16 protein-coding genes are annotated in these 22,066 nt (G+C 73.6%); 11 read left to right on the top strand and 5 right to left on the bottom strand.

Features of this window, described 5'->3' with window-relative positions:
* Positions 1 to 220: 220 nt before the first annotated feature.
* The 3 genes from ACZ7BZ_RS01605 to ACZ7BZ_RS01595 all read left to right on the top strand — a co-directional run bounded on the left by ACZ7BZ_RS01605 (position 221) and on the right by ACZ7BZ_RS01595 (position 4,249).
* Positions 221 to 1,384, top strand: coding sequence for a damage-control phosphatase ARMT1 family protein (locus tag ACZ7BZ_RS01605; protein ID WP_470356588.1), 1,164 nt, complete (start codon positions 221 to 223; stop codon positions 1,382 to 1,384).
* A 247-nt stretch (positions 1,385 to 1,631) separates the two neighbouring features.
* The gene (locus ACZ7BZ_RS01600; protein ID WP_470356587.1) at positions 1,632 to 2,984 is read left to right on the top strand and encodes an amidase family protein; all 1,353 of its coding nucleotides are present in this window, start codon (positions 1,632 to 1,634) and stop codon (positions 2,982 to 2,984) included.
* Positions 2,985 to 3,328: 344 nt separating this feature from the next.
* On the top strand, positions 3,329 to 4,249 hold the full coding sequence (locus ACZ7BZ_RS01595) for a S1 family peptidase (RefSeq protein ID WP_470356586.1): 921 nt from the start codon (positions 3,329 to 3,331) through the stop codon (positions 4,247 to 4,249).
* 107 nt (positions 4,250 to 4,356) lie between these two features.
* Here ACZ7BZ_RS01595 and ACZ7BZ_RS01590 read toward each other — a convergent pair whose 3' ends face one another.
* Positions 4,357 to 7,650, bottom strand: coding sequence for a cytochrome P450 (locus ACZ7BZ_RS01590; RefSeq protein ID WP_470356585.1), 3,294 nt, complete (start codon positions 7,648 to 7,650; stop codon positions 4,357 to 4,359).
* A 168-nt stretch (positions 7,651 to 7,818) separates the two neighbouring features.
* Between ACZ7BZ_RS01590 and ACZ7BZ_RS01585 the strand changes: the two genes are divergently transcribed.
* The 3 genes from ACZ7BZ_RS01585 (at position 7,819) to ACZ7BZ_RS01575 (ending at position 9,517) form a co-directional block, all read left to right on the top strand.
* Positions 7,819 to 8,499 carry a PAS domain-containing protein gene (locus ACZ7BZ_RS01585; RefSeq protein ID WP_470356584.1) on the top strand — a complete coding sequence of 227 codons (681 nt, stop codon included), beginning with the start codon at positions 7,819 to 7,821 and terminating at the stop codon, positions 8,497 to 8,499.
* Positions 8,500 to 8,574: 75 nt separating this feature from the next.
* A complete protein-coding gene (locus ACZ7BZ_RS01580; RefSeq protein ID WP_465741376.1) occupies positions 8,575 to 8,799 on the top strand; it encodes a hypothetical protein in 225 nt (74 codons plus the stop codon).
* 214 nt (positions 8,800 to 9,013) lie between these two features.
* Positions 9,014 to 9,517 carry an LURP-one-related/scramblase family protein gene (locus ACZ7BZ_RS01575; RefSeq protein ID WP_470356583.1) on the top strand — a complete coding sequence of 168 codons (504 nt, stop codon included), beginning with the start codon at positions 9,014 to 9,016 and terminating at the stop codon, positions 9,515 to 9,517.
* 6 nt (positions 9,518 to 9,523) lie between these two features.
* On the opposite strand, the gene ACZ7BZ_RS01570 is transcribed toward ACZ7BZ_RS01575, so the two are convergent.
* Positions 9,524 to 11,176: a PLP-dependent aminotransferase family protein gene (locus ACZ7BZ_RS01570; RefSeq protein WP_470356582.1), complete on the bottom strand. Its 1,653-nt coding sequence runs from the start codon at positions 11,174 to 11,176 to the stop codon at positions 9,524 to 9,526.
* Positions 11,177 to 11,353: 177 nt separating this feature from the next.
* On the opposite strand from ACZ7BZ_RS01570, the gene ACZ7BZ_RS01565 reads away from it, so the two are divergent.
* From ACZ7BZ_RS01565 to ACZ7BZ_RS01550, 4 genes are all read left to right on the top strand, one after another.
* The gene (locus tag ACZ7BZ_RS01565) at positions 11,354 to 11,845 is read left to right on the top strand and encodes an Lrp/AsnC family transcriptional regulator (protein WP_465741382.1); all 492 of its coding nucleotides are present in this window, start codon (positions 11,354 to 11,356) and stop codon (positions 11,843 to 11,845) included.
* A 460-nt stretch (positions 11,846 to 12,305) separates the two neighbouring features.
* Positions 12,306 to 12,473 carry an SflA family class IV lanthipeptide gene (locus tag ACZ7BZ_RS01560; protein WP_470356581.1) on the top strand — a complete coding sequence of 56 codons (168 nt, stop codon included), beginning with the start codon at positions 12,306 to 12,308 and terminating at the stop codon, positions 12,471 to 12,473.
* Positions 12,474 to 12,475: 2 nt separating this feature from the next.
* Positions 12,476 to 15,103 carry a class IV lanthionine synthetase LanL gene (gene lanL / locus ACZ7BZ_RS01555; protein ID WP_470356580.1) on the top strand — a complete coding sequence of 876 codons (2,628 nt, stop codon included), beginning with the start codon at positions 12,476 to 12,478 and terminating at the stop codon, positions 15,101 to 15,103.
* Between the two features lie 177 nt (positions 15,104 to 15,280).
* Complete coding sequence (locus tag ACZ7BZ_RS01550; protein ID WP_470356579.1) at positions 15,281 to 16,780, top strand: purine-cytosine permease family protein; 1,500 nt, start codon at positions 15,281 to 15,283, stop codon at positions 16,778 to 16,780.
* Positions 16,781 to 16,957: 177 nt separating this feature from the next.
* On the opposite strand, the gene ACZ7BZ_RS01545 is transcribed toward ACZ7BZ_RS01550, so the two are convergent.
* Complete coding sequence (locus ACZ7BZ_RS01545; protein ID WP_470356804.1) at positions 16,958 to 18,136, bottom strand: MFS transporter; 1,179 nt, start codon at positions 18,134 to 18,136, stop codon at positions 16,958 to 16,960.
* A gap of 338 nt (positions 18,137 to 18,474) precedes the next feature.
* Between ACZ7BZ_RS01545 and ACZ7BZ_RS01540 the strand changes: the two genes are divergently transcribed.
* Positions 18,475 to 19,413, top strand: a complete 939-nt coding sequence (locus ACZ7BZ_RS01540; protein WP_470356578.1) for a hypothetical protein — start codon at positions 18,475 to 18,477, stop codon at positions 19,411 to 19,413.
* Positions 19,414 to 19,491: 78 nt separating this feature from the next.
* Here the strand turns inward: ACZ7BZ_RS01540 and ACZ7BZ_RS01535 are convergent, their stop codons facing one another.
* The gene (locus tag ACZ7BZ_RS01535; RefSeq protein ID WP_470356577.1) at positions 19,492 to 20,406 is read right to left on the bottom strand and encodes an alpha/beta fold hydrolase; all 915 of its coding nucleotides are present in this window, start codon (positions 20,404 to 20,406) and stop codon (positions 19,492 to 19,494) included.
* A 562-nt stretch (positions 20,407 to 20,968) separates the two neighbouring features.
* Entirely contained in the window at positions 20,969 to 22,048 is a 1,080-nt protein-coding gene (locus tag ACZ7BZ_RS01530) for an Lrp/AsnC family transcriptional regulator (protein WP_470356576.1), read from the bottom strand.
* Between the last annotated feature and the right edge of the window lie 18 nt (positions 22,049 to 22,066).

The raw sequence follows: 22,066 nt of genomic DNA, 5'->3' as shown, positions 1-22,066 counted from the left end.
TCGTTCCCACGCCCAGGAGAGCGCTCGACGGGCGGTCGGATAACACTTTTCTGCTCCGACTGCTCCTCCGACCTCGGCCGCCGACTTCCTCCCCCGGCCTTCCCCTGCGACTCGCCCCCGCCCGTCCCCTCCCCGTGATCGTCTACGCTCGGCTGGATGCGCGCGGCCGGACCGGGCCGCCGCCGAGCCCCGCCACCCGTACGACCAGGAGAACGAGCCCGTGTCGCACGCCCCCGTGATCCGCAGTGACGTCCCCGGGTCCTTCGCCCGGGCCGTCTTCCACGAGCGCCACCCCCAACTCGTACGGCAGGTCCTCGACGCCCTGCCGTACGGCCCGGTCGAGCGGGCGGCGGTCGAACGGCTGCTGGCGGAGAGCACCGGCGGCGTCCTGGAGCCGCTGGGCGAGGACGCGGCGGACGCCGCCGAGTGGCGGCGGTGGGGTGCGGACCTGTGGGGCAGGCCGTGGGGCGAGGCGCCGTTCCTGTGGGCGGAGAGCTACTTCTACCGTCGGTTGCTGGAGGCCACCGGGTACTTCCGGCCCGGCGCCTGGCAGGGCATCGACCCGTTCGCACCGTTCAAGGACGCCGAGCTGGCAGGGGCCGCGGTGGACGGCGAACTGGCCGCGCTGAACGAGCTCGACGCCCTCCCGCCGGCCCGCCGGGCGGACGCGCTGCTGACCTCCGCGCTGTGGGGCAACCGCGCCGACCTCAGCTTCCAGCTCACGGCCCGGCCCGGCGCCGCGGCCGCCACCGAACTCCTCGCCGACGACCGCGCGCGGATCCGGGCCGGGCTACGGCGAGGCGAAGGCGGCGGGCGGGTCTGCCTCATCGCGGACAACGCCGGCCGGGAGCTGCTGCCGGACCTCGTGCTGATCGACCACCTGCTGACCGCTGGACTGGCCGCCGAGGTGGTCCTCTACGTGAAGCCGCAGCCGTACTTCGTGTCCGACGCGACCACGGCGGACGTCCTGGCCTCGCTCGCCCGGCTGCGCTCCGCGCCGTCACCGTCGGCAGCGGCCGTCGGCAGCCGGCTCTGGCGGGCGATGGGCGGCGGCTCGCTCGTGGTCCGCACCCACCCGTTCTTCTGCGCGCCACTCCCCTACCACGACCTGCCCGCCGACCTCCGGGCCGAACTCGCGGGCGCGGCAATGACGATCCTCAAGGGCGACCTCAACTACCGCCGCCTGGTGGGCGACCGGCTCTGGCCCCCGACCACCCCGTTCCGGGACACCGCGGGCCACTTCCCCACCCCCGTGGCGGCCCTGCGCACCCTGAAGTCCGATGTGATCGTCGGCCTGGACGCCGACACCGTCACCCGCCTCGACGCGACCGCCACCCCGTGGCGCACCGACGGCCGCCACGCCGTCATCCAGTTCTGCCCGTAGCCGTAGCCGGAACGCAAGGGCTGGCACCACGCCGACCAGGACACCGCCGCCCGGCCCGTCCGGGACGCGGCCTCCCAGGCCCAGCAGGCCCAGGCCGCACAGTCGCGCGGCTCAGCCGCCCGCCCGACGCCCCCGCCCCCGGCAGCTCCCGGCCGGGGCGGCCCGGTACGGTATGACCACCCGTCACCCGGTCACGCCCGCGCCGCGGGTGGGCGGTCCGGGGCGAGCACGGAGGAGCCGACCCGCCATGGGCCAGACCGAGACCACGGACCGGGGCCCCGCGCGGGCGCTCGTGTCGACCGCGCTCGATCGGGCCGCCGCCGTCGAGCAGCTCAACGCGTTCATCACGCTCGACGCCGAGCGGGCGCTCGCGGCGGCGGACCGCCGGGACGAGCGGGGCGGGGCGGCGCCGTGGTGCCTGGTCGTCAAGGACAACATCCATGTCGCGGGCCTGCCCAACACCGCGGGGACGCCCGGGCTCACCGGCTTCGTCCCGGACGCCGACGCGCCCGTGGTCGCGGCGCTGCGGTCGGCCGGGGCGATCGTGCTGGGCAAGACCAACATGCACGAGCTGTCCCTGGGAGCCACCTCGTACAACCACACCTTCGGGGCCGTCGGGAACGCCACCGACCCGGCCCTGTTCGCGGGCGGGAGCAGCGGCGGCACGGCGGCCGCGGTGGCGGCGGGCGTGGCGGAGGCGGGGCTGGGCACCGACACCGGCGGTTCGGTCACCATCCCGGCCGCGCTCAACGGGATCTACGGGCTGCGCCCCAGCGCCGGGCGCTACTCCTCGACGGGGGTCACCCCGCTGTCGACCACCCGGGACACCCCCGGGCTGATGGCCCGCTCGCTGGAGCGGCTCAGCGCGCTGGACGCCCTGGTCGCCGGGGAGCCCTGGGAGCCCCTGGGCCCCCGGTCCGACGGGCGGCCGCTGCGGCTGGGGCTGCCCCGGCAGGTGTTCGCCGAGGACTTGGAGGGCCCGGTCCAGGCCGGCTGGGAGGCCGCCGTCGAGCGGCTCAGCGCGGCGGGGGCGCAGTGGGTGCCGGTGGACACGGCGCAGCTGGCCGAGGCCGACGCCCGGATCGGATTCCCGCTGGTGTTCGGCGAGTTCGCCGCCGCCCTGGGCCGCTACCTCGACGAGCACCGCGCCGGGATCGGCTCCGCCGAGGTGATCGCCGCGGTGGCCGACCCGGACATCGCGGCGCTGCTCGGGGCGACCGCACTGCCCATCGCCCCCGGGCACCCGGGGCCCGAGGGCCTGCGCCGGGCGCTGGACGCGCGCCGCGCGCTCCAGGGGGCCTACGCCGAGCTGTTCGGCGCGCACGGGCTGGACGCCGTCCTGAGCCCCACCGTCCCGGTGTGCGCCCGGCCGCTGCGCCGGTACGAGGACAGCCTGCCGCTCAACGGCCGGGCGGTGCCCACCTTCCACACCCTGATCCGCAACACCTCCCCGGCGGCCACCGCGGGCCTGCCCTCCGTGACGCTCCCGCTCCCGATCGACGGCTCCGCCCCGGTCGGTGTCCAGCTGATCGGGCCCCGGCTGGCCGACCGGGCGCTGCTGGCGGTGGCGGCGCGGGTCGACGCCCTGCTGCGCGCCTGACGGCCGCGCGCCCCCGGCTCCCCCGCACGCCCGGCCCGTGCCCCCGTACTCCGCCGGCCGGGCCCGCGGCCCCGGGGCGGGCCCCACCTCGGGGTACGAGTCCGTACGGGCGGCACGAACCACCCGTGATCCCCCCGGACCGTTCGTGGGCCGGCCGACACCACGTCAGGAAGCTTGTACCGAACCGTCCCTTTCCTCATACTTCCGGACAGCGCCTGTCAGGGGCAGATCATCCCGTCCTGCTTCCGGAGAGCACCGGCCGGAGTCCGCCCACCGCCTGACCGCGCCTCACGGCCCCGAACCCGCCGGGGCCCCGCACTCCCAGGAGGAGCCCGGTGAGGACCATGCGCAGGACCACCCGCAGCGCCCACACCCCCCGCAGCGCCCACACCCCCCGGACCGCCCGCGCCGGTGCCGGGCGCCCCGGCCGGCTGCTCGCCGTGGCCCTCGGCCTGCTGACCGCCACCGCGGTCGCCGTGCCGGGCGCGGCCGCCGCGCCCGCCCGTGCCGCCGCGGCCGAGCAGCTCGCCTCGGTGAGCGACGCGGTCGAGAACGCCGGGGTCGACGGCACCGCCTGGTACGTCGACGAGGACGCCGGCCGGGTCGTGGTGACGGCCGACAGCACCGTCCCCCCGGCCGGGCTGGCCAGGATCGCACGCGCTGTCGGCACTGACGCGCCCGCCCTCACCATCCAGCGCGTCCCCGGGCGGTTCACCCCGCTGCTGGCCGCCGGGGACGCCGTCTACGGCGGCCGGTACCGCTGCTCGCTCGGCTTCAACGTGGTCAGCGGCAGCACCCACTACTTCCTGACCGCCGGGCACTGCGGGAACGTCGCCTCCACCTGGTACGCGGACGGCGCCCACAGCACCCTGATCGGGCCGACCGTCGCCTCGACCTTCCCGGGCCACGACTACGCCCTGGTCCGCTACGACAACGGCGCGCTCGACCACCCCGGTGGCTTCACCTCCGCCCCCAACGCGTACGTCGGCGAGTCCGTCACCCGTACCGGGTCGACCTCCGGCACCCACAGCGGCCGCGTCACCGGGCTCAACGCCACGGTGCGCTACACCGGCGGCGGCGTCGTCCGCGGCCTGATCCAGACCGATGTCTGCGCCGAGCCGGGCGACTCCGGCGGCCCGCTGTACGAGGGCACCAAGGCACTCGGTCTGACCTCGGGCGGCAGCGGCGACTGCACCTCCGGCGGGACGACGTTCTTCCAGCCGGTGAACGCGGCGCTCACCAAGTACGACGTCCACGTCTACTGACACCCGAACAGCCACCCCCCGGACAGACCTGAACGGCCGTCCGCCCGGTGCACCCCAGGGATGCGGCGGGCGGACGGCCGTGCGGTGCGGTCACCGCGGGCGGGCGCTCAGCCCGCGTAGACGTCCTCGACGTAGCGGCCGGCCTCGACCAGGCCCTGCAGCCAGTCCTGGGCCTGCTGCTCGTCCGCGCCCGGCGTGTGCTCCCGGTAGAGCGTCCGGAAGGCCTCCCGGACGCCCGGCGCCATCCGGGCGCCGTCGCCGCAGACGTACACCTCGGCCCCGGCGGCGAGTAGCTCCCAGACCTCCGCCGCCTCCGCCGCGATGCGGTCCTGGACGAAGCGCCGCCCGTCCTGCGGCCGCTCACTGAACGCGGGCCGCATCGAGACCGCGCCGGCCAGCTCGGCCGCCTCCAGCTCGGCCCGGTGCAGGTAGTCGGCGTCCGGGGCGTCGCAGCCGAAGTACAGCAGGGCCGGGGCGAGGTCGGCGCCCTGGGCCCGCAGCGCCCGGCGGTCGGCGACGGCGCCGCGGAACGGCGCCAGTCCGGTGCCCGCCGCGATCATCAGCACGGGGCTGCGGTGGCCGATCCGGAACGCCTCCCGGCAGGGCTGCACCCTGGCCAGCACGGTGTCCCCGACGGCCAGCCGGTCCAGGTAGCCGGAGCCGGTGCCCCGGTAGGTGCCCCGGCCGGAGCGGGCCGGCGCGCTGAGCACCGAGACCATCAGCTCGACCTCGCGCCCGTCGCCCTCCTGCCCGGCAGGCGAGGAGGCGGGCGAGGAGGAGATCGAGTAGTGCCGGGGCCGGATCGGCGGCAGCAGCTCCAGCAGCACCGGCCAGCTCAGCGCCTCCCGCAGCGCCGGGTGGTCCTCGATCAGGTCGAGCAGGGTGCGCGGGTCGTCGGCGGGCAGCGCGCGCAGTGCGGCCTGCTCGGGCGGGCAGGGGTTGAGCGCCGCCAGCGTGGCGCGCTGCTCGGCGGTCGGACGGTCCTGCAGCTCGACCTGGTGGGTGAGCAACTCCCTTACGGTGAGCGGGCGGTCGACGGCCAGGCCGGTGCGCCGGTGGGCGACGATGCCGAGCACCGTGTCCGGGTCGGCGCCGAACAGCCTGACGGCGCGCTCGACCAGGGCGGGGTCGTTGGCCGGCAGCACGGTGAGGTGGTCGGCGGTCCGGTACTCGGTGCCCTCGGGCAGCGCCAGCCGGACGAGCCGCTTGACCCGGTGGTAGCCGGGGTCGGTCAGGCTGCCGACCGCGGTGACGGTCAGCTCGCTCATGCCGTGCCGGGTGGCCAGCGCGTGCAGCGGGCCGCCGACCAGCTCGGTCACCGTGTACCCGGCCTCCTCCCGGGGCCTGGTCACGGCGTCGGCGTCGCCGTACCGGGCCAGCAGCAGCCCGGCCAGCGCCTCGGTGAACTCCCTTACGGTGCCCGCGAGATCGCCGGAGGCGTCGGCCTCGGCGCGGTCGAGCAGCCGGGTGCCGCCGAGGGCGGTGAGCCGCTCGTCGATCAGGGTGGGGATGCGCTGGTAGGTGGCGGCGTAGGTGCGGTCGCCGATGCCGAGCACGGCGTACTCGACGCGGTCGGCCGCGCCCTCCGGGGCCTCGCGCAGTCGGCGGACGAACTCGGCTGCGTCGTCGGTGGGTTGGCCGTTGTACGAGGCGGCCGTGATCACCACCAGCCGGTCGGTCGGCAGCCCGTCGGCGTACGCGTCCAGCGCGGCGGTCTCCGTGTCGCAGCCCAGTTCGGCGGCGGCGTCCGCGAGTTGGCGGCTGAAGTCGCGGCAGGCGCCGTAGTTGGAACCGTGCAGGAGCAGCAGTCCGGTGCCCTGGCGGACCCGCCCGGCGCGCTCTGCCGACTCGGTGGTCCCGACCGTCAGGGCCGGCTGCGGGTGCCGGGCCGGCGGCGCCGGGGTGCGCGGGGCGAGGGCCAGGGTGAACCCGTCGGGCTTGATGGTGAGCGTCTGCTTGAGGGTCAGCCGGTAGCCGGCGTGGTCGATCAGCCGGTAGCGGTGGACCAGCATGCCCAGCAGCATGGTCGCCTCGTGCAGCGCGAACTGGCGCCCGATGCAGGCGCGTTCGCCGGTGCCGAAGGGCTTGAACGCGTGCGGCGAGCGGGCCGCCTCGCGCTCCGGATCGAACCGGGAGGGGTCGAACAGCTCCGGGTTGTCGCCCCATGCCGGGTCGCGGTGCAGCATCGGGGTGAGCACGAAGATCGGTGTCCCCGGGCGGACCGGGATCCGGCCGCCGAGCAGGGTCTCCTCGCGCGCCTCCCGGCTGAACTGGGGCGCCGTCGGCCACAGTCGCAGTGCCTCGTTGAGCACCTGCCGGGTGTACCGCAGCCGGCCGACGTCCTCGTAGGAGGGCTCGGGGTCGGTCTGGTCGCCCCAGAGCGCGTCCACCTCCTGCTGGACCAGCCGGAGTTCGGACGGGTTCTTGGCCAGGTAGTGCAGCGCGAAGGACAGCGCGCCCGAGGTGGTCTCGTGGCCGGCGATCAGGAAGGTGATCACCTGGTTGCGGATGTTCTCCATGTCCAGCCGGCTGCCGTCGGCGGGGTGCACCGCGCCGAGCATCAGGCCGAGCAGGTCCTCGGCCGGGCCGGCCTCGTCACCGCTCCCGGCCCGGGCGGCGATCACCTCGTCCACCACGCCGGCCAGGTAGTCGGCGTCCCGGCGGAACGCGGCGTCGCGCTCTCCGTGGTCCAGCTCGGGGTCGCGGGTGAGCTTGGTCATCGCCCACTCCAGGCAGCGCACCATCGCCTCCACGAACGGGTGCGGTTCGTCCCGGTCGAAGGAGCCGAAGTCGAAGCCGAACCCGGCCAGCCCGATGGTGTCCAGGGTCATCCGGGTCATGTCGCCGGGCACGTCCACGGTCAGCCCGGCGGCCGCGCGGCGGTCCCAGGACTCGATCACCCGGCGGGCCACCTTCAGCATCACCGGGTGGTAGGTGCGCATCGAGCCGAGCGCGAAGGCGGGCATCAGGATGTCGTGCGCCCTGGCCCAGTTCGGCTCGTCGTTGTAGGCGGTGAACAGGCCGTCCCCGGTGAACTCGCGGACGTTCTCCAGGGCCGGGCCGACGGCCTTGGTGAAGCGCTCCTCGTCGGCCAGCTCCTCCACCAGCTCCAGGCTGCTGACCATCAGGACCTCGCGGCCGTGCAGGCGCTGGAGGAAGGCCGAGCCGTGTGCTCTCGCCAGTTCCATGGTGCGCAGCACCGGAACGCTGACCGGCGGCAGGTCGGAGATGTCCACCAGCGGGACGCCCAGGGCCCGGGGTGCGGTCTGACTCCCGGCCGTCCCGGTCACGTTCGCGGCGTTCACGTTCACGGCGGTGTCGTTCACGTTCGCGGCGGTGTCGCTCACGCTCACGGCCCCGCTCGGTGTCGCCGGCACGGCCTCGGTCGTGGTTTCGGTCATCGGTAGGTCCCTCCCACGGCGAAAGTTCTCGGTATCTCCACTCTCTGCCCTCGCCGGACGCGCCGGGCGGCGATCACTACATGATTGTGTAGTCCCAGCGGCATCCGGAGACTTGCCCACGACCCGTCGGATCTGCCGGGGGCGGTTGCCGCGGGAGGAGGACGAGGGATGCGACCGACCGACGGCTGCGGTCCGGCACCGGACACCCGCCTGGACGCCGCCGTGACCTGGCGCAACCGGGCGCTGCGCCTGTTGGACCACAACCCGCTGCCCATCGCGGTGTGCGAGTGGGGCGGCCGGATCCTGATCGTCAACCGGGCGATGGCCGCCGAGTTCGGCGGACTGCCGGGGCAGTTGCGCAACCGCCGGATCCTGGAGTACTTCACCCTGCGGGACGGCACGTCCCTCCAGACGCTCGCCGAGGCGATCCGGCTGCACCGGCGCTCGCAGTACTCGGTCGGGGTCTCCTGGACGCCCGCGAGCGGCACCGAGCGGCAGGGCGAGATGACGGTCGACCTGGTCAGCGACACCCCGGAGCAGACCCCGAACCTGCTGCTCTCCCTGCGCACCCTGGACGAACCCGCCACCCGACCCGCGCCGGCCCTCCCGACCCCGCGCCCCGAGGCCAGCCCGATCGAGGCCCGCATCCTGGCCGCCGCCGCCCGGGGTGCCACCACCGCCCGGATCGCCAAGGAGGTCGGCCTCACTCCGGACGGCGTCAACTACCACCTCACCCGCCTCTCCCGCCGCTGGCACCTCCCCAACCGGACCGCCCTGGTCGCCCACGCCTACGCCCTCGGCGTCCTCGCCCCCGGCACCTGGCCCCCGCGGCCGGCCCCTCCGCACTGATCGGTACGCCCCGGGGGTCCGCGAATGGACGCACCTGACTCGCCGTCACCCCCGGCGCGTGGTCTCGTAAGGCGCATGATCACTGCATCCCCGGCCCGCCTGACCCGCCTGGCCGTCCCGCTCGCCGCCACCGCCGTCCTCCTCCTCGCCGGCTCCGCCCCCGCCTGGGCGCTCCCGGCCGACGTCACCGCCGAGCAGTGCCAGGAGGCCGGTGGCACGGTGCAGGGCGGCGGCTACTGCGTGGGTGCCGTCGGCGAGGACCAGTGGGGGGCGGACATCGACGGGCAGGGCATCGCCTGACCGACCTCCCGACCCTCCCCCGGCCCCGGAAGCGGGCCCAGGGCCTGCCCGGCGGACCTTGCCGGACAGACCCTCGACGTCACCGTCGTGTCGGCGGAATGTCGCGGACCGGTAAAAGCACCACCCCCTGCCCCACCCCCGCGCTGACCAGCCGCTACGCTCTGGGCCGCGCCGCGCCACGGGGGCCGGCGGATCCACCACGGGGGGACCCACAGTGCGCTACCTGGTCCGCGACCGCATGTTCGCCTTCCACGAGGAGGCCTGGATAGAGACCGAGCACCGGGAGAAGCTCTACCGCGTGAACCGGAAGTTCTTCCGGCTGCACCGCACCTTCGCCCTGGAGGACACCCGCGGCGAGCACGTCGCGAGCATCGTCCGCAAGGCCTTCACCTTCCACCACACCCTGCTGATCAAGCAGGAGGGGCAGCCGACCGCGAAGGTCAGCAAGAAGCTGTTCAAGCTCTTCGGCGACCGCTTCAAGGTCCGCCTCGGCGACGGCCGCAAGCTGCGGATCAACGGCAACCTGTGGGACCGCGAGTTCGACATACGCCACGAGGGCACCACCCTGGCGCACGTGTCCCGCCGCTGGTTCACCGTCCGCGACGCCTACGCCGTCGACGTGCTGAGCCAGCAGGACGCCCTGCTCCTGGTCATCCTCGCGGTCTGCGTCGACCACGTCCTCCAGGACGCCAAGGGCGACCAGCTGACCAACCTCTGACGGGGACTACCGCGCGCCCAGGACCGCCGGGTCCTCGGCGAGTTCGGCGAGCAGGGCGTCCAGCTTGGCCCGGTCGACCGAGGGCATCACGAAGACGTGCACGTAGCTGCGCCGGGTGGCCTCGTCGCCCGGCACCATCACCACGTCCTGGGAGGACAGCGACCACTTGGCCACCAGCTCCGGGCTCGGCTTGCGGAACCGCACGGTGACCGCGCCCGGGGTGCGGGCGGGCCAGAGCTCGACGCCCAGCTCCCCCTCCATGGCGACCAGCCGCCGCTCCAGGTAGGCGGCGAGCTCCTGGGCCTCGCGGATCCGCGCCACCTGGTCGCGGTAGGAGTGGCGGGACAGGTGGTCCCAGAGGATCAGCGGCGAGAAGCCGTTGCGGGAGCCCGCGAAGGTGGTGTCCGGCGCGCCGATGTAGTCCGGCTGGGACGGCGGGGAGATCTGGTACTTGACCTTGGTCATGTAGATGCCGCAGGGCCAGGGCGCGCCCGCCCACTTGTGGCCGCTCATCGCGATCGAGGAGACCATGTCCACCTCGCCGTGCGCCGCGGTGGGCAGCCGCAGCCCGAAGTCGAACTCGGGCAGCCGGGCCTCCGGCGTCCAGCCGTACGCCGGGTCCTCGGCGGCCAGCCGCAGGAACGGCGCGTAGCCGGCGCCGAGCGCGCCGTCCACGTGGATCCAGAAGCCGCGGCGCACGTCCACCAGCGGCCTGCCCGTCTGCGGGCAGCTGCCGTAGACCACCTCGCGCTGCACCAGCCCGTACCGCTCGAAGATCGGCAGCAGGCGCTCGCAGACCGCGCGGACGTCGTCGTGGGCGCCCTTGAAGGTGCTGCCGAGGTTGAGGTTGACGAAGACCGGGTGGCCCTTGGCGGCGAAGAACTCGACCAGCACGGCCAGGGCGTCCACGTCTATCTCGCCGGGGCCGTCCCAGGACAGGCCGGACGGGCCCGGGCGGGAGGGCACCTCGGTGGGCCAGGTGCGCAGGCCCGTCGCCGGGTCGACCAGCGGGCACTCGTCGGCGTACTTCTCCAGGCCGACGGCGTGGAAGGTCTCCACGCCCAGCACGGCGACGGCCTTGGCGAAGGAGTAGTGGGTGTCCTCGGAGTAGAACGCCACCGGATGGTGGGCGTTCGGGTTCCGCCGGTCGGGGTCGGCCTTGACGTAGCGAACGGCGTCGAAGGGCGCGGCCGGCGGCTGGATCAGCGCCTTGCCGCTCAGGTAGTCCCGGGCGTTCCACAGGGCGTACATGTTGCCCTCGGTGGAGCCCATGGACAGCATGTAGCCCCAGTAGGACTCCGGGTCGGCCGGGTCGTGCGGGCGCTCGGCGCGCCAGAGCTTCGCGTAGTAGTCGAGCACTGCCCGCTCGACGACCTTGGTGTTGGGCTTGTAGCCGCCACTCTGGAACGGGTCGCCGAGGTTGTTGATGTTGTTCGGCAGGAAGCGGGCGAGGTCCAGCGCGGTGCCCTGCATGTCCTGGGTGGCCTGGTAGCCGACCAGGTGCTTGCGCTTGCGGGTCAGGTACTCGTCCACGGCGTCCAGGGCGCGCAGCCGGTGGTCGTCGTCCAGGCCGCCCTCGGGGAGGGCGAAGTCGCCGCCGTCCAGCTCCGGACCGGGGTCGACGGCGGTCGCGGCGGTGGGGAAGGCGGTCGGACTCATGGGCGGAACGCTCCGGGGGGTGCGGGGACTGCGGGACGGCCGTCACCCTCGGTGCCGGTGACGACCGTCGGCAAGGATGGAACTTTCGAGCGCCCCGGGGAAGACCCTCCGAAGAACATTCGGGCATGGCTCGATCAGAGTTGCGAATCTTCGGAACGGACTGGGATCCTGGCGGGCATGCCGAACAATCCGCAGGCCCGCCGGGCACCCCTCGACGACGTCGACCGGGCGATCATCCGGGCCCTGGCCGACAACGCCCGCCTCCCGAACAACGCCCTCGCGGCCGCCGTCGGCATCGCCCCCTCCACCTGCCTGGCCCGGGTCCGCACCCTCCAGGACCGCGGCGCCATCCGCGGCTTCCGCGCCGAGCTGGATCCGGCCGCGATCGGGCTGCCGCTCCAGGCGATGATCTCGGTCCGGCTTCGCGCCCACACCCGGGAGCAGAACGAGAGCTTCCGCGGCACCGCCCCCGATCTGCCCGGCGTGCTGGCCGTCTTCCACATGGCCGGCTCCGACGACTACCTGCTGCACGTCGGCGTCGCGAGCCCCGAGGCCCTGCGCGACTTCGTCGTGGACCACCTCACCACCCACCCGGCGGTGGCCCAGACCCGCACCAACCTGATCTTCGAACAGATACCGGGGCGCCGCTACCTCTCCCCCGGCCCGTAGCACCGACCGGCCGTCAGGACCATGTCGCCCCGGTGGCACATCAGGTCAGTCGACTGCGGGCACCTCGCCCCGGTGCCCGCAACCGTCCGCTCGCCGCGGCTGACCGGCCGGCCCGGCCGGGGCCGCTACCGGCACGCCGTCGAGTCCGGTCCGGCCGACCCCACCGCCCCGCGCGCCGACGTCGCCCGGGCCGTGCTGGACCTGGTCACCGACCCGACGAGCTGCCGGCACGCGGTCGGCCTCAGCCCCCGAACCGCGCGGCCGCGAGGACCGGCGGCATGTCCACGACTCCTCCACGAATGTGTGCGGGAAGTGGAGTTGATGCGTCCTGGCCCCTTGTCAGGCGGAACGTTCCTCCCTACCTTCGTGGTTCGGGATCCCGGCCCGTTCGGGCCTGAGCGGCCGAACCGGCCGCGTCCCGCACCATCACCGGAGGCACGACCAGAGCTGGAGGCGACACATGCCCGGAACCATGACCGAGGAGATCCGCGACGCGGGTCCGCTGGTGATAGACGACGAGACGATCGTGTTCGAGGACGACGACCACACCGACCGCGAGGCCACCGCGTGTCTCGCCGACCCGTGGGTGACCGCCACCACCCGCCTCGCCTGCGACTTCAACTCCTGACGGTGACCGGTTCCATCGCCGGCCGCCGCAGCTGGTCCGACGACACCTGGTCGTACCTGACCGACCCGCGGATGCCGGCGGTGGAACACGGTTGGAAACTGCACGTCTCGGCCCGCCCCGGCGAACTCGAAACCGTGCTCGCCCTCGCCCTGCCGGTGCTGGCGCGGTACGTCTGCCACGCCAAGTGGGCACTCGGCCCAGAGGTCCTGCGGGAGCTCAACTCAGGGGTGCGCAGCGCAGGTTCGGTCGGCAAGGCGATCACCGTCTACCCGGCACCGGGCACAGCGGTCGCGCTCGCCGAGGAACTCGTCACGGTGCTACGCGGGCAGCAGGGGCCGCAGGTCGTCAGCGATCGGCGGGTCGCTCCCGACGCACCCGTCTACTACCGGTACGGGCCGTTCACCGGTGACTACCGGACCGGGCGCGCCGGGCGGCTGGAGTCCGTCATGGTCGCCCCGGACGGCCGGCTCTTCGACGGGCTGGCCGCCGCGACCTACCGCTGCCCGCCCTGGGCCGAGGACCCTTTCGAGCACCGGGCGGCCCGAGTGCCGTCCCCCGCCGGCCACGCCCTGGGCGGACGCTACCGGGTCACCGGTGGCATCGCGCGCAAGCCCCAGGGCAACGTCTACCGGGCGGTCGACCTCCGCACCGGGCTGCCGGTGGTGATCAAGCAGGCCCGGGCCTTCGTCGCCGAGGACGAGACCGGGGCGGACGCCCGGGCCCGGCTGCGTCACGAGCGGGCCGTTCTCGTCGCGCTCGACGGCCTGCCCGGAGTGCCCCGGGCCCTCGACACCTTCCGGCACCGCTCCGACGAGTACCTGGTGATGACCAGCTGCGGCGACCGGGACCTGCGGCGCGACGTCCAGGAGCACGGCCCCTACCGACCCGACCGGCTCGCCGCGCTGGCCACCCGGCTGCTCCGGCTGCTGGACGGCATCCACCGGCGGGGCGTGGTCGTCCGCGACCTCAAACCCGACAACATCGCGCTGGACGCCGAAGGCCGATGCCGTCTGGTCGACTTCGGGATCAGCGCGCTCGACGGCGCCGACCCGGACGGCTCCACCCCCGGCTACAGCGACCCGGTCCGACGCCCGGTCGGCGAACCCGCCGAGCCCGTCGACGACTACCACGCGCTGGGCGCGACCCTCGGCTTCGCCGCCACCGGCCTGGACCCGGTGATCGTCGACGGCGACCCCGCCGTCAACCGGGACAGCACCCTGGCCGGCCTGGACCGGGCACTGCCCGGCGCGGAACACCGACACCTCCTCTCCCTGATCGCCGAGTTGACCAGCCTCGACCCGGCGGAACGCGCCGTCGGCGCCGAACGGCTCCGGACCGGACGGACGGCCGCCGGACCGCGCCGGACCACGCCTCCCCGGACCACGCCTCCCCGGACCACGCCTCGCCGGATCGATGACGGCCTGCTCGCGGAGATCATCGAGCACACCACCGCGTACTGCGTGGCCGAGGCTCAGCGGATCGCCGACCCGGTGCTCGCCGCCCGCGCCGCCGTCCCGACGCCGGTCGACGTCTACGGCGGGAGCGCGGGCCTCGGCCTGGAGCTGCTGCACCACCTCCACCGGCCCGGGGTGCCCGCGGCCGTCGACGCCCTGGCGCGGTGGACGGCGGGGCAGTCCCGGCGCCTGTCACCGGGCTTCTACTCGGGGCGCACCGGCGTCGAGCTGTTCCTCACGGCGGCCGGAACCGGACCCGGCCCCGACGACGGCGACGACCTGCCGTCCCGGGGGCCGGACGGCGGGCCGGCGGAGGCCGACCTGATCGAGGGGGTCGCCGGGATCGGCGTCGGCCGCCTCCTACTGGCCCGGCTCGACCCCGCTCGGCTCGACCCCGCCCGGCTCGACTCCCCCCGGCTCGGCGTCGGCGGCGGCCGGGAGCGGCACCTCGCCGTCGCCGCCGAGTGCGCCCGGGTGCTCGCCTCCGGCGGGGCCCGGCTGTCCCCCGCGGGCCCGGCCACCCCCGGCCGCGCCGCCCTGGCCGAAGGGCTGGCCCACGGCGAGGCGGGTGTCACCTACTTCCTGCTCGAGTACGCGAGTTCCAGCGGTGACCCGGCCGCCCTGCGCCGGGCCGAACGGGCCTGCGCCCGGCTCGCCGCCGTCGCCCCGGAACTCCTCGCCCGGGCCACCGCCCCGGGGGCCACCCGCCGCTACGGCTCCTGGTGCCGGGGCCTGGCCGGGGTCGGCTCGGTGCTGGTCCGGGCCGCCGACCGGCTGGGCGAACCCGGGTACCTGGCCCTCGCCCGGCGGACCGCCCGCACCTGCGCCGCACTCGCGCCGCGGATGCCGCTGGTCACCCAGTGCTGCGGGCTGGCCGGCGTCGGCGAGCTGCTGGTGGACGTCGCGGCGGCATGCGGCACGTACGGCTCCGGCTGCGAGTCCGCCTCCGACTCCGAGCCGGATTCCGGCGGCGGCTCCGAGGAGTTCTGGGCGGCAGCCCGGACGGTCGCCGCGATCATCCTGAGCCGCAGCGGCGGCACCCCGTCCCGTCCGGTGTTCCCGGACACCGGGCTCGCCCGGCCGAGCGCCACCTGGGCCGGCGGCTCCGCCGGGGTGCTCGGCTTCCTCCGGCGGCTGCACGAGCGGGGCGGCCCGCGCCTCGGCCTCATCGGCTGACCGAGCGGCCCCGCCCTCCGACCCCGCCCGCCCCCGCCCCCTCCGCCTCCGGCAACCGCAGCAATCGGGCGCATCTGGAACAAAGTAGGATGGCCGAACTCCCGCGCTACGCGCGAAGAGTTCCATAAATGTTCCATTTGACCGATTCTCCCGCTTCACACGCACGGAGCCACCCTCATGGGCAACCTGTCCACCGCCGCCACCGACGACGGCGCGATAGAGACACGCGGTATCGAACCCGTCCCCGACCACGAGCGACGGGGCAGAGTCCGCGAGCTCTTCCCCACCTGGGTCGCGGCGAACATCAGCGTCCTGCTGCTCACCATGGGTGCGGCTCTGGTCGTGTTCAACCAGCTGAACTTCTGGCAGGTGCTGATCGTCGCCGCGTGCGCCGCACTCGCGTCGTTCGGGATGGTCGGCGTGCTGTCGGTCTCCGGCAAGTGGGGCGGGGCGCCCGGCGCGACCCTCTCCCGGGCCACCTTCGGTGTGCGCGGCAACCTCTTCCCCGGCGCGATCCTCTGGATCGCCCGGTTCGGCTGGGAGACGATCAACGCCGTCACCGGCGCCTACGCCGTGCTGACCGTCCTGGACCTGATGTTCGGCGTGAAGAGCAACACCGCGCTGATCGTGATCACGCTGTTCGCCTTCGTCGCCTGCACCTTCCTGGTCTCCGGCATGGGCCGCAAGGCGCTGAACGTCTGCAACACCTGGTCGACGTACCTGTTCGGAGTCTTCAGCATCCTGGTGCTGGGCTACCTGATCGCGACCATGCACTGGAGCGAGGTCTTCTCCAAGCCCGCGGGCACCACCGCGATGATGATCGCCGGCATCGGCACCATCGCCGCCGGCGGCATCAGCTGGGTCCCCACCGGCCCGGACTTCGCCCGCTACCTGCCGCACGCCGCTTCCGGCAAGAAGATCGTCGGCGTGACGGTCTCCGGCGCCGGCCTGGTCATGGTGCCGATGGTGCTGATGGGCGCCGTCATGGCGGTCGCCTCCCCCGGCCTGGCGCAGGCCGCGGACCCGGTTTCCTTCCTCGGTGACCTGCTGCCGACCTGGCTGGCCGTGCCCTACCTGCTCACCGCGATCGTGGGCATGCTGCTGATCAACAGCCTCTCCATGTACTCGGCCGGCTTCACCGCGCAGACCATGGGCGTCAAGCTGCCGCGCGCCATGGCCGTCAGCATCAACGCCGTGATCTCGCTGGTCGGCGGCCTGCTGCTGATGCTGGTCGCGAAGAGCTTCCTGGGCTCCTTCATCACCTTCCTGATCCTGCTCGCGGTCTCCTTCTCGGCCTGGATCGGCGTCTACGCGGTGGACATGTACCGCCGCCGCTCGCGCGCCGTGCGCTACGACGCCGACGCGCTGATGGACACCAGCCGCAACAGCCGCTACTGGTACACGGGCGGCTTCTGCTGGCAGGCCATGGTCGCCTGGGTCCTCGCCCTGCTGTTCGGCCTCGCCTTCACCAAGTGCGACTGGTTCGCCGGCCCGCTCTCCGGCACCCCGGTCGGCAAGTACGGGCTCGCCTGGGCGGCGACCATCGTGATCTCCGCCGTCATCATGGCCGCGCTCCCCGCCCCGCGCGAGAACGCGCCCGAGGGGAACGCGTCGCGGGAGAACACCCCCGCCGCCGCCGAGCGTCCGGCGGAGCAGATCGAAGAGGTAACCGTCTGACCGACGCGTCCCTGCGTTCGCCGCACCACCCCGGACCGCCCGGTCGCCCGCTCACCCGAGCGGGCGACCGGGCGGTTCGCTTTCCGACCGTGCGACGGTGTGCCCGCAGCGCGGCGGCGCGCCCGCCCAGCCCAGCCCCGGCAGGCTGCGCAGCTCCCCGGCCGGGGCTGCCCCGCCCTATGCCCCGTGTCGCAGGCCGCGCACGGAGGGGACGAGGAGGGGGCAGAGGGTGAGGGCGATCCACAGGAAGCCGCCGACCAAAGCGACCCGGGACGCCCCGAAGGCATTCGCCATGGGGGCGGCCGAGAGCTGCCCCGCCGGAATGGCGATGAAGGATCCGAGATTGTCGTAGGAGGAGATCCGGGCGATCTTGTCCTTCGGGATGTTCTCCTGGATCGTGGTCTCCCAGGCGATGCTGTACAGCCCGAAGCTCAGACCCGCGACGAACGCGGTGGCGGCGAGCCAGTACGAGTTCGCCACCAACCCCAGAGCGATCAGCGGAAGGCCCACCAGGCTCGCGCACAGCTGCGCCACGGGCAGAAGGCGCCTCACGGTGACCCGGTACATCACCACCGCGATGAGCAGCATGCCGACGGCCCTGACGCTGAGCACCATGCCCCACGAGGTCTCGCCGATCCGCTCCTTCGCGATCAGCGGTCCGAGGACCGTCCAGATGCCGACCTGGATGCAGTTCGCGACACCGAACGAGGCGACGATCGTCCAGACCCAGGTCCTGGACGTGAACTCCGTCCACCCCTCCCGGAGGGCGACGAAGGCGCCGGCCTTGCGCGGCGGGGTGTTGCCCGGCACGCCGATCCGGAACATGCAGACCGCCGCGACGGCATAGGTGGCGGCGTCGACGGCGATGGCCCACCCGCCGTTGGCGGTCACCACGATGGTGGCGGCGACCGTCGGCCCGAGTACCTTGGTCGCGTTACTGGTCGATCCCAGCGCCGAATTCGCGCGCTGGATCTGCGGCTTGGGGACGATGTCCGGAACGATGCCACGCAGCGCCGGGTTCGTGAAGGCCGCCACCGTTCCGTTGACGGCTTCCAGGACGATCAGCGAACCGAGGTCGTAATTCCCGGAGATCAGCAGGAACGCGACGACGGCCTGCGTCAGGCCGGCCCCGAGATTCGACGCCAGGAGTACCAGTCGTCGCGGGAAGCGGTCCCCGACCACACCGCCGGCCAGGGTGAACACGATGAGTGGAACGGTGTTGGCGGTGAGCACCGCACCCATGTCGCCGGCGCTGTTCGACGCGTTGAGCACGGCGAGGGAAAGCGCCACCGGAGTCATCGCACTGCCGAGCAGCGAGACCAACCGTCCGGTGAAGAACCATCGGAAGGCCGGCAGTTGGAAGGGACTGGCGACAACCGTTCCCTGATCCGGGTCGTCAGCTGTGGCTTCGGTTTTCAGGCTCGTTCCCTTGTCCTGCTCAAGACGTGCGGAACCCGGCTGGAGGCGACCGAGACTACCGCACCGACGAGTCGCAGCCGCAGTGCGGTCCCGTGCGCCGAACGCTTCACCGGCGCCTCATCGGCCTGCCGCCGACAAGGACTTGGTATGAGCACGGCAAAGGCTTCGCGCCACCGTGTCCGCCATCTGGACGGAGCCGCCGCCGAGTTGGTGTGGTGTCCGGGCTCGACCCGCACGGACAAACCTCCCACACCCTCACACTCGGGAGCAGACGCATGCGCACACCCCTCAAGGCCGCCGCCCACACCCTCACCGCGCTGGCCCTGGCCGCCTTCGGCAGTACCACCCTGGCCGCCGGAGCCGAGGCCCAACCCGCCCCGGCCACAGCCCACTTCGGGACCAAGCCGCTCCACCCCGGCGCCACCGGGCAGCACGCCGCGACCAGCAGCAACACCCTGTCGGTCCGCTCCGCCGCGACCCAGGGCGTGGTGTCCCCCACCCCCAAGGTGTACCTGGTCTTCTGGGGCACCCAGTGGTCCGCCGACCCGGCCGGGGTCGCGACCGACATGCAAAACATGTTCAAGGGACTGTACGGCAGCCAGGACACCTGGGGCACCATCCTCAGCCAGTACTGCGAGGGCGTCGCCAAGGGCACCACCAACTGCGGCACCAACGGCGTCCACGTCCAGCACCCGGCCTCCTCCCCGTTGGCCGGCGTCTGGTTCGACAAGACCGCCGCCGCGCCCACCAGCGCCACCAGCGCCCAGATCGCCGCCGAGGCCGGCAAGGCCGCCGCCCACTTCGGCAACACCACCCAGGCACCCAACCTCAACGCCCAGTACGTGGTCGTCTCCCCCACCGGCACCCACCCGGACGGCTTCCCCAACTCGGGCTTCTGCGCCTGGCACGACAAGACCAGCAGCTCCTACGGCACCCTGGCGTACACCAACCTGCCGTACATCCCGGACATGGGCGCGGGTGCCTGCACCACCTTCACGGACGGCCGGATGCTCTCCGGCATCGAGTCCACCGAGACCCACGAGTACGCCGAGACCGTCACCGACTTCTGGCCCAGCATCGGCTGGAACGGCGGCGGCGGCGAGATCGGCGACGAGTGCGAGAACCTCGACGCCTACGTCACCCTGAGCTCCGGCACCTTCGACCTCCAGGGCCTGTGGTCCAACAGCGCCAACAAGTGTGTGACGCACGGCTAGTGACGCAGCGACGTGGGCCGTGGGGCCAGCCCGGCCCCACGGCCCACGGCTCACGGCTCACGGCCCACGGCCCACGGCTCACCCCAGGCTCAGCACCGCCTCGGCGAAGGCCTCCGGCGCCTCCTGCGGCACATTGTGCCCCACCCCCGGCAGGGTCCTGACCTCGCACGGCCCGGTGAACCGCTCCGTCCCCCGCTGGTCGGCGGGCGCGATCACCCCGTTGTCCCCGCCCACCAGCACCACCGTGGGCACCTCGATCGCCGGCCGGGCGGCCAGCCGCTCCTCCAGCGCCCGGTAGCGCGGGTCGCCCTCCACCAGTCCGTACCGGTGCCGGTAGGAGTGCACCGACACCTCGACGAAGTCCGGGTTGTGCAGGCTGGCCGCCGACGCCGCGAACGCCACCTCGGCGGCCGGCCAGGTCGGCGACCACAACCGCCAGAGCAGCCGGCACAGTTCCTCACGGTTGCGCTCCAGCCCCCGGCGACCCCGCTCCGAGTGGAAGTAGTACTGGTACCAGTAGTTGTGCTCCGCCTCCGGCGCGGCCGGCTCGACCGCCCCGGCGATGTCCTGGACGGTGTAGCCGCCCGCCGTCACCAGACCGTGGACCCGCTCCGGGCCGGTGGCCGCCACCACGCAGGCCGCCCGCCCGCCCCAGTCGTAGCCCGCGAGCACGGCCCGCCCGATCCCCAGCGCGTCCATGAAGTCCGTCAAGTCCTGGCCGAGCGCGGCCTGCTGGCCACTGCGCGGGGTGTGCTCGGCCAGGAACCTGGTCGGCCCGAAACCGCGGAGGTACGGTGTCAGCACCTCCCGCCCGGCCTCCGCGAGCAACCGGGCCACCTCGTCGTAGGCCCGCACGTCGTAGGGGAAGCCGTGCAGCAGGATCACCGGAACATCGGCCTTCCGGCGCCGCTCACCGACCCGGTGGTAGGCGACCTCCAGCACCGGCGTCGTCACTCGGTGCAGCTCGCCCGGCCCGTGGGAACTCGCAGTCATCCGGCCATGCTCGCACGCCCGACACGAGAACCCCTGACCCAGGGTCAGCTGCGGCCCGGCCGGTTGCGGCCCCCCGGCCCCCCGGCCGTCAGGACGACGGCGACGCCGTCGGAGTTGGATCACTGGCGCCGGGAACCGAGGGTGAACTCCAGGTCCTCGCCGGCGAGGTAGCCGAGCAGATGACAAGCTCAAGACCCACCGCCACCACATATCCGGTTCCGTCGGCCGCGCCACCCAGTTCCTCGACCTCGGGCTGGCTACGTGAGCACCTGAGGGGCCTGCCCCTGCCGACCTCGCCGCCGGCCACGCGACAAGAACCCGATCGCCGCGCTGGCCGCGAAGGCGAACGCGAAGACGGTAGTGACTGATCTCGAGAGCACCAAGGCCACGGAAAAGGGCGACCCCGCCACCGTCCACGGCGCCTACCTGTCGGGCATCCGGGCGGCCGAGGAGATCGCCGGCTGAACCAGCCGACCGCACGACGAAACCCTCCCGAGCCCGAACACACCTCACGGGCCCAGCCGGAACTCGTCGTGCGGACCTCCGACACGGGCCGCAGTCGTCACACCAGGTCTACGAGGGTCTCCCCGGTCGCCGCAGGCGGGGTGAGCATCGGAACGTGGCGCACCGCGCGGCCCTGCCGGTCGAGCCGGCGGCCCATCCGTTTGACGGTGTGCAGGGTGACGGTGCGCTCGCGGAGCTCCAGTTCGGGAGCCCGCTCGGCCAGCATCGCCTCCACCACCGCGATGTCGGCGGCCGTGCGCAGCCACAGCGCGAGCAGCAGGTTGCACGACCCGGTGACGGAGGTGCACAGCCTGGTCTGCGGCAGCCGGGCCAGCATCGAGCCGACCCGGTCGAGTGCCTCGTGCGGAACTGCCGCGCGGTAGCCGACGATCACCGGCCAGCCCGCCAGCCGCTGAACGAGGTCGCACCGCAGCAGCAGTCCGCGCTGGCGCAGTCGCTGGTTGAGGTGGCGGCGGACGGTGGACTCGCCGATGCCGGTGCGGGCGGCGAGTTCGGTGTAGCCGGCCCGGCCGTCCTCGCCGAGGGCCATCAGCAGCGCGAAGTCGGTCGGGCCGTACGACGGCAGTCCGGGCGGCTGCGCGGCGGGGTCCGTCGGGACGGAGCCGGCCAGCCCGGCTCGCCGGTCCCGTGCCAGTGCGCGGACCTGCCAGGCGCTGCCCTCCAGGTAGGTGCGCAGGGCGAGCCGGGTGCGGGTGACGCGGACCTCCGGCCTGGTGCCGATCTCGTGGACCAGCCGTCCGAGCCCCGGCAGGTCGTTGGCGCAGACGGACAGCAGCAGGTCGAAGTCGCCCGCCACGTGGTCGATGCTGAACACCCAGGGCAGTTCGGCGAGCGCTTCGGCGAGCGGTAGCGCTGTTCCGGCCCGGCACTCGACCTCGACGTAGGCGACCGGCGCGGTACCGGGGGCGGCGTACGCGGTGACCCAGGCGAGGCCGGCAGCGGTGAGCCGTTCCCAGCGCCGGGCGGCGGTGGTGGCGTCCACGCCGAGGGCGGGACCGATCCGGGTCCAGGGCGCGCGGGGGTCCGCCTGGAGGGCGTCGATCAGAGCGAGGTCGAGTTCGGAGAAGGCGTTGCCGGATTCCGGTGCGGCGCCGGGTCCGGTGCCGGTTTCCTGCATTTCGGGTTCCTCTCCGTC

Source organism: Kitasatospora sp. NPDC036934, from assembly GCF_055608425.1.
The sequence above is the reverse complement of the archived record's forward strand: the minus strand, read 5'-3'. Positions and strand labels throughout refer to the sequence as shown.

Coding starts and splice junctions, on each gene's coding strand:
- ACZ7BZ_RS01600 (WP_470356587.1), top strand. CDS start 1,632: ATGGGCCAGACCGAGACCACGGACCGGGGCCCCGCGCGGGCGCTCGTG.
- ACZ7BZ_RS01595 (WP_470356586.1), top strand. CDS start 3,329: ATGCGCAGGACCACCCGCAGCGCCCACACCCCCCGCAGCGCCCACACC.
- ACZ7BZ_RS01590 (WP_470356585.1), bottom strand. CDS start 7,650: ATGACCGAAACCACGACCGAGGCCGTGCCGGCGACACCGAGCGGGGCC.
- ACZ7BZ_RS01585 (WP_470356584.1), top strand. CDS start 7,819: ATGCGACCGACCGACGGCTGCGGTCCGGCACCGGACACCCGCCTGGAC.
- ACZ7BZ_RS01580 (WP_465741376.1), top strand. CDS start 8,575: ATGATCACTGCATCCCCGGCCCGCCTGACCCGCCTGGCCGTCCCGCTC.
- ACZ7BZ_RS01570 (WP_470356582.1), bottom strand. CDS start 11,176: ATGAGTCCGACCGCCTTCCCCACCGCCGCGACCGCCGTCGACCCCGGT.
- ACZ7BZ_RS01565 (WP_465741382.1), top strand. CDS start 11,354: ATGCCGAACAATCCGCAGGCCCGCCGGGCACCCCTCGACGACGTCGAC.
- ACZ7BZ_RS01560 (WP_470356581.1), top strand. CDS start 12,306: ATGCCCGGAACCATGACCGAGGAGATCCGCGACGCGGGTCCGCTGGTG.
- ACZ7BZ_RS01550 (WP_470356579.1), top strand. CDS start 15,281: ATGGGCAACCTGTCCACCGCCGCCACCGACGACGGCGCGATAGAGACA.
- ACZ7BZ_RS01540 (WP_470356578.1), top strand. CDS start 18,475: ATGCGCACACCCCTCAAGGCCGCCGCCCACACCCTCACCGCGCTGGCC.
- ACZ7BZ_RS01535 (WP_470356577.1), bottom strand. CDS start 20,406: ATGACTGCGAGTTCCCACGGGCCGGGCGAGCTGCACCGAGTGACGACG.
- ACZ7BZ_RS01530 (WP_470356576.1), bottom strand. CDS start 22,048: ATGCAGGAAACCGGCACCGGACCCGGCGCCGCACCGGAATCCGGCAAC.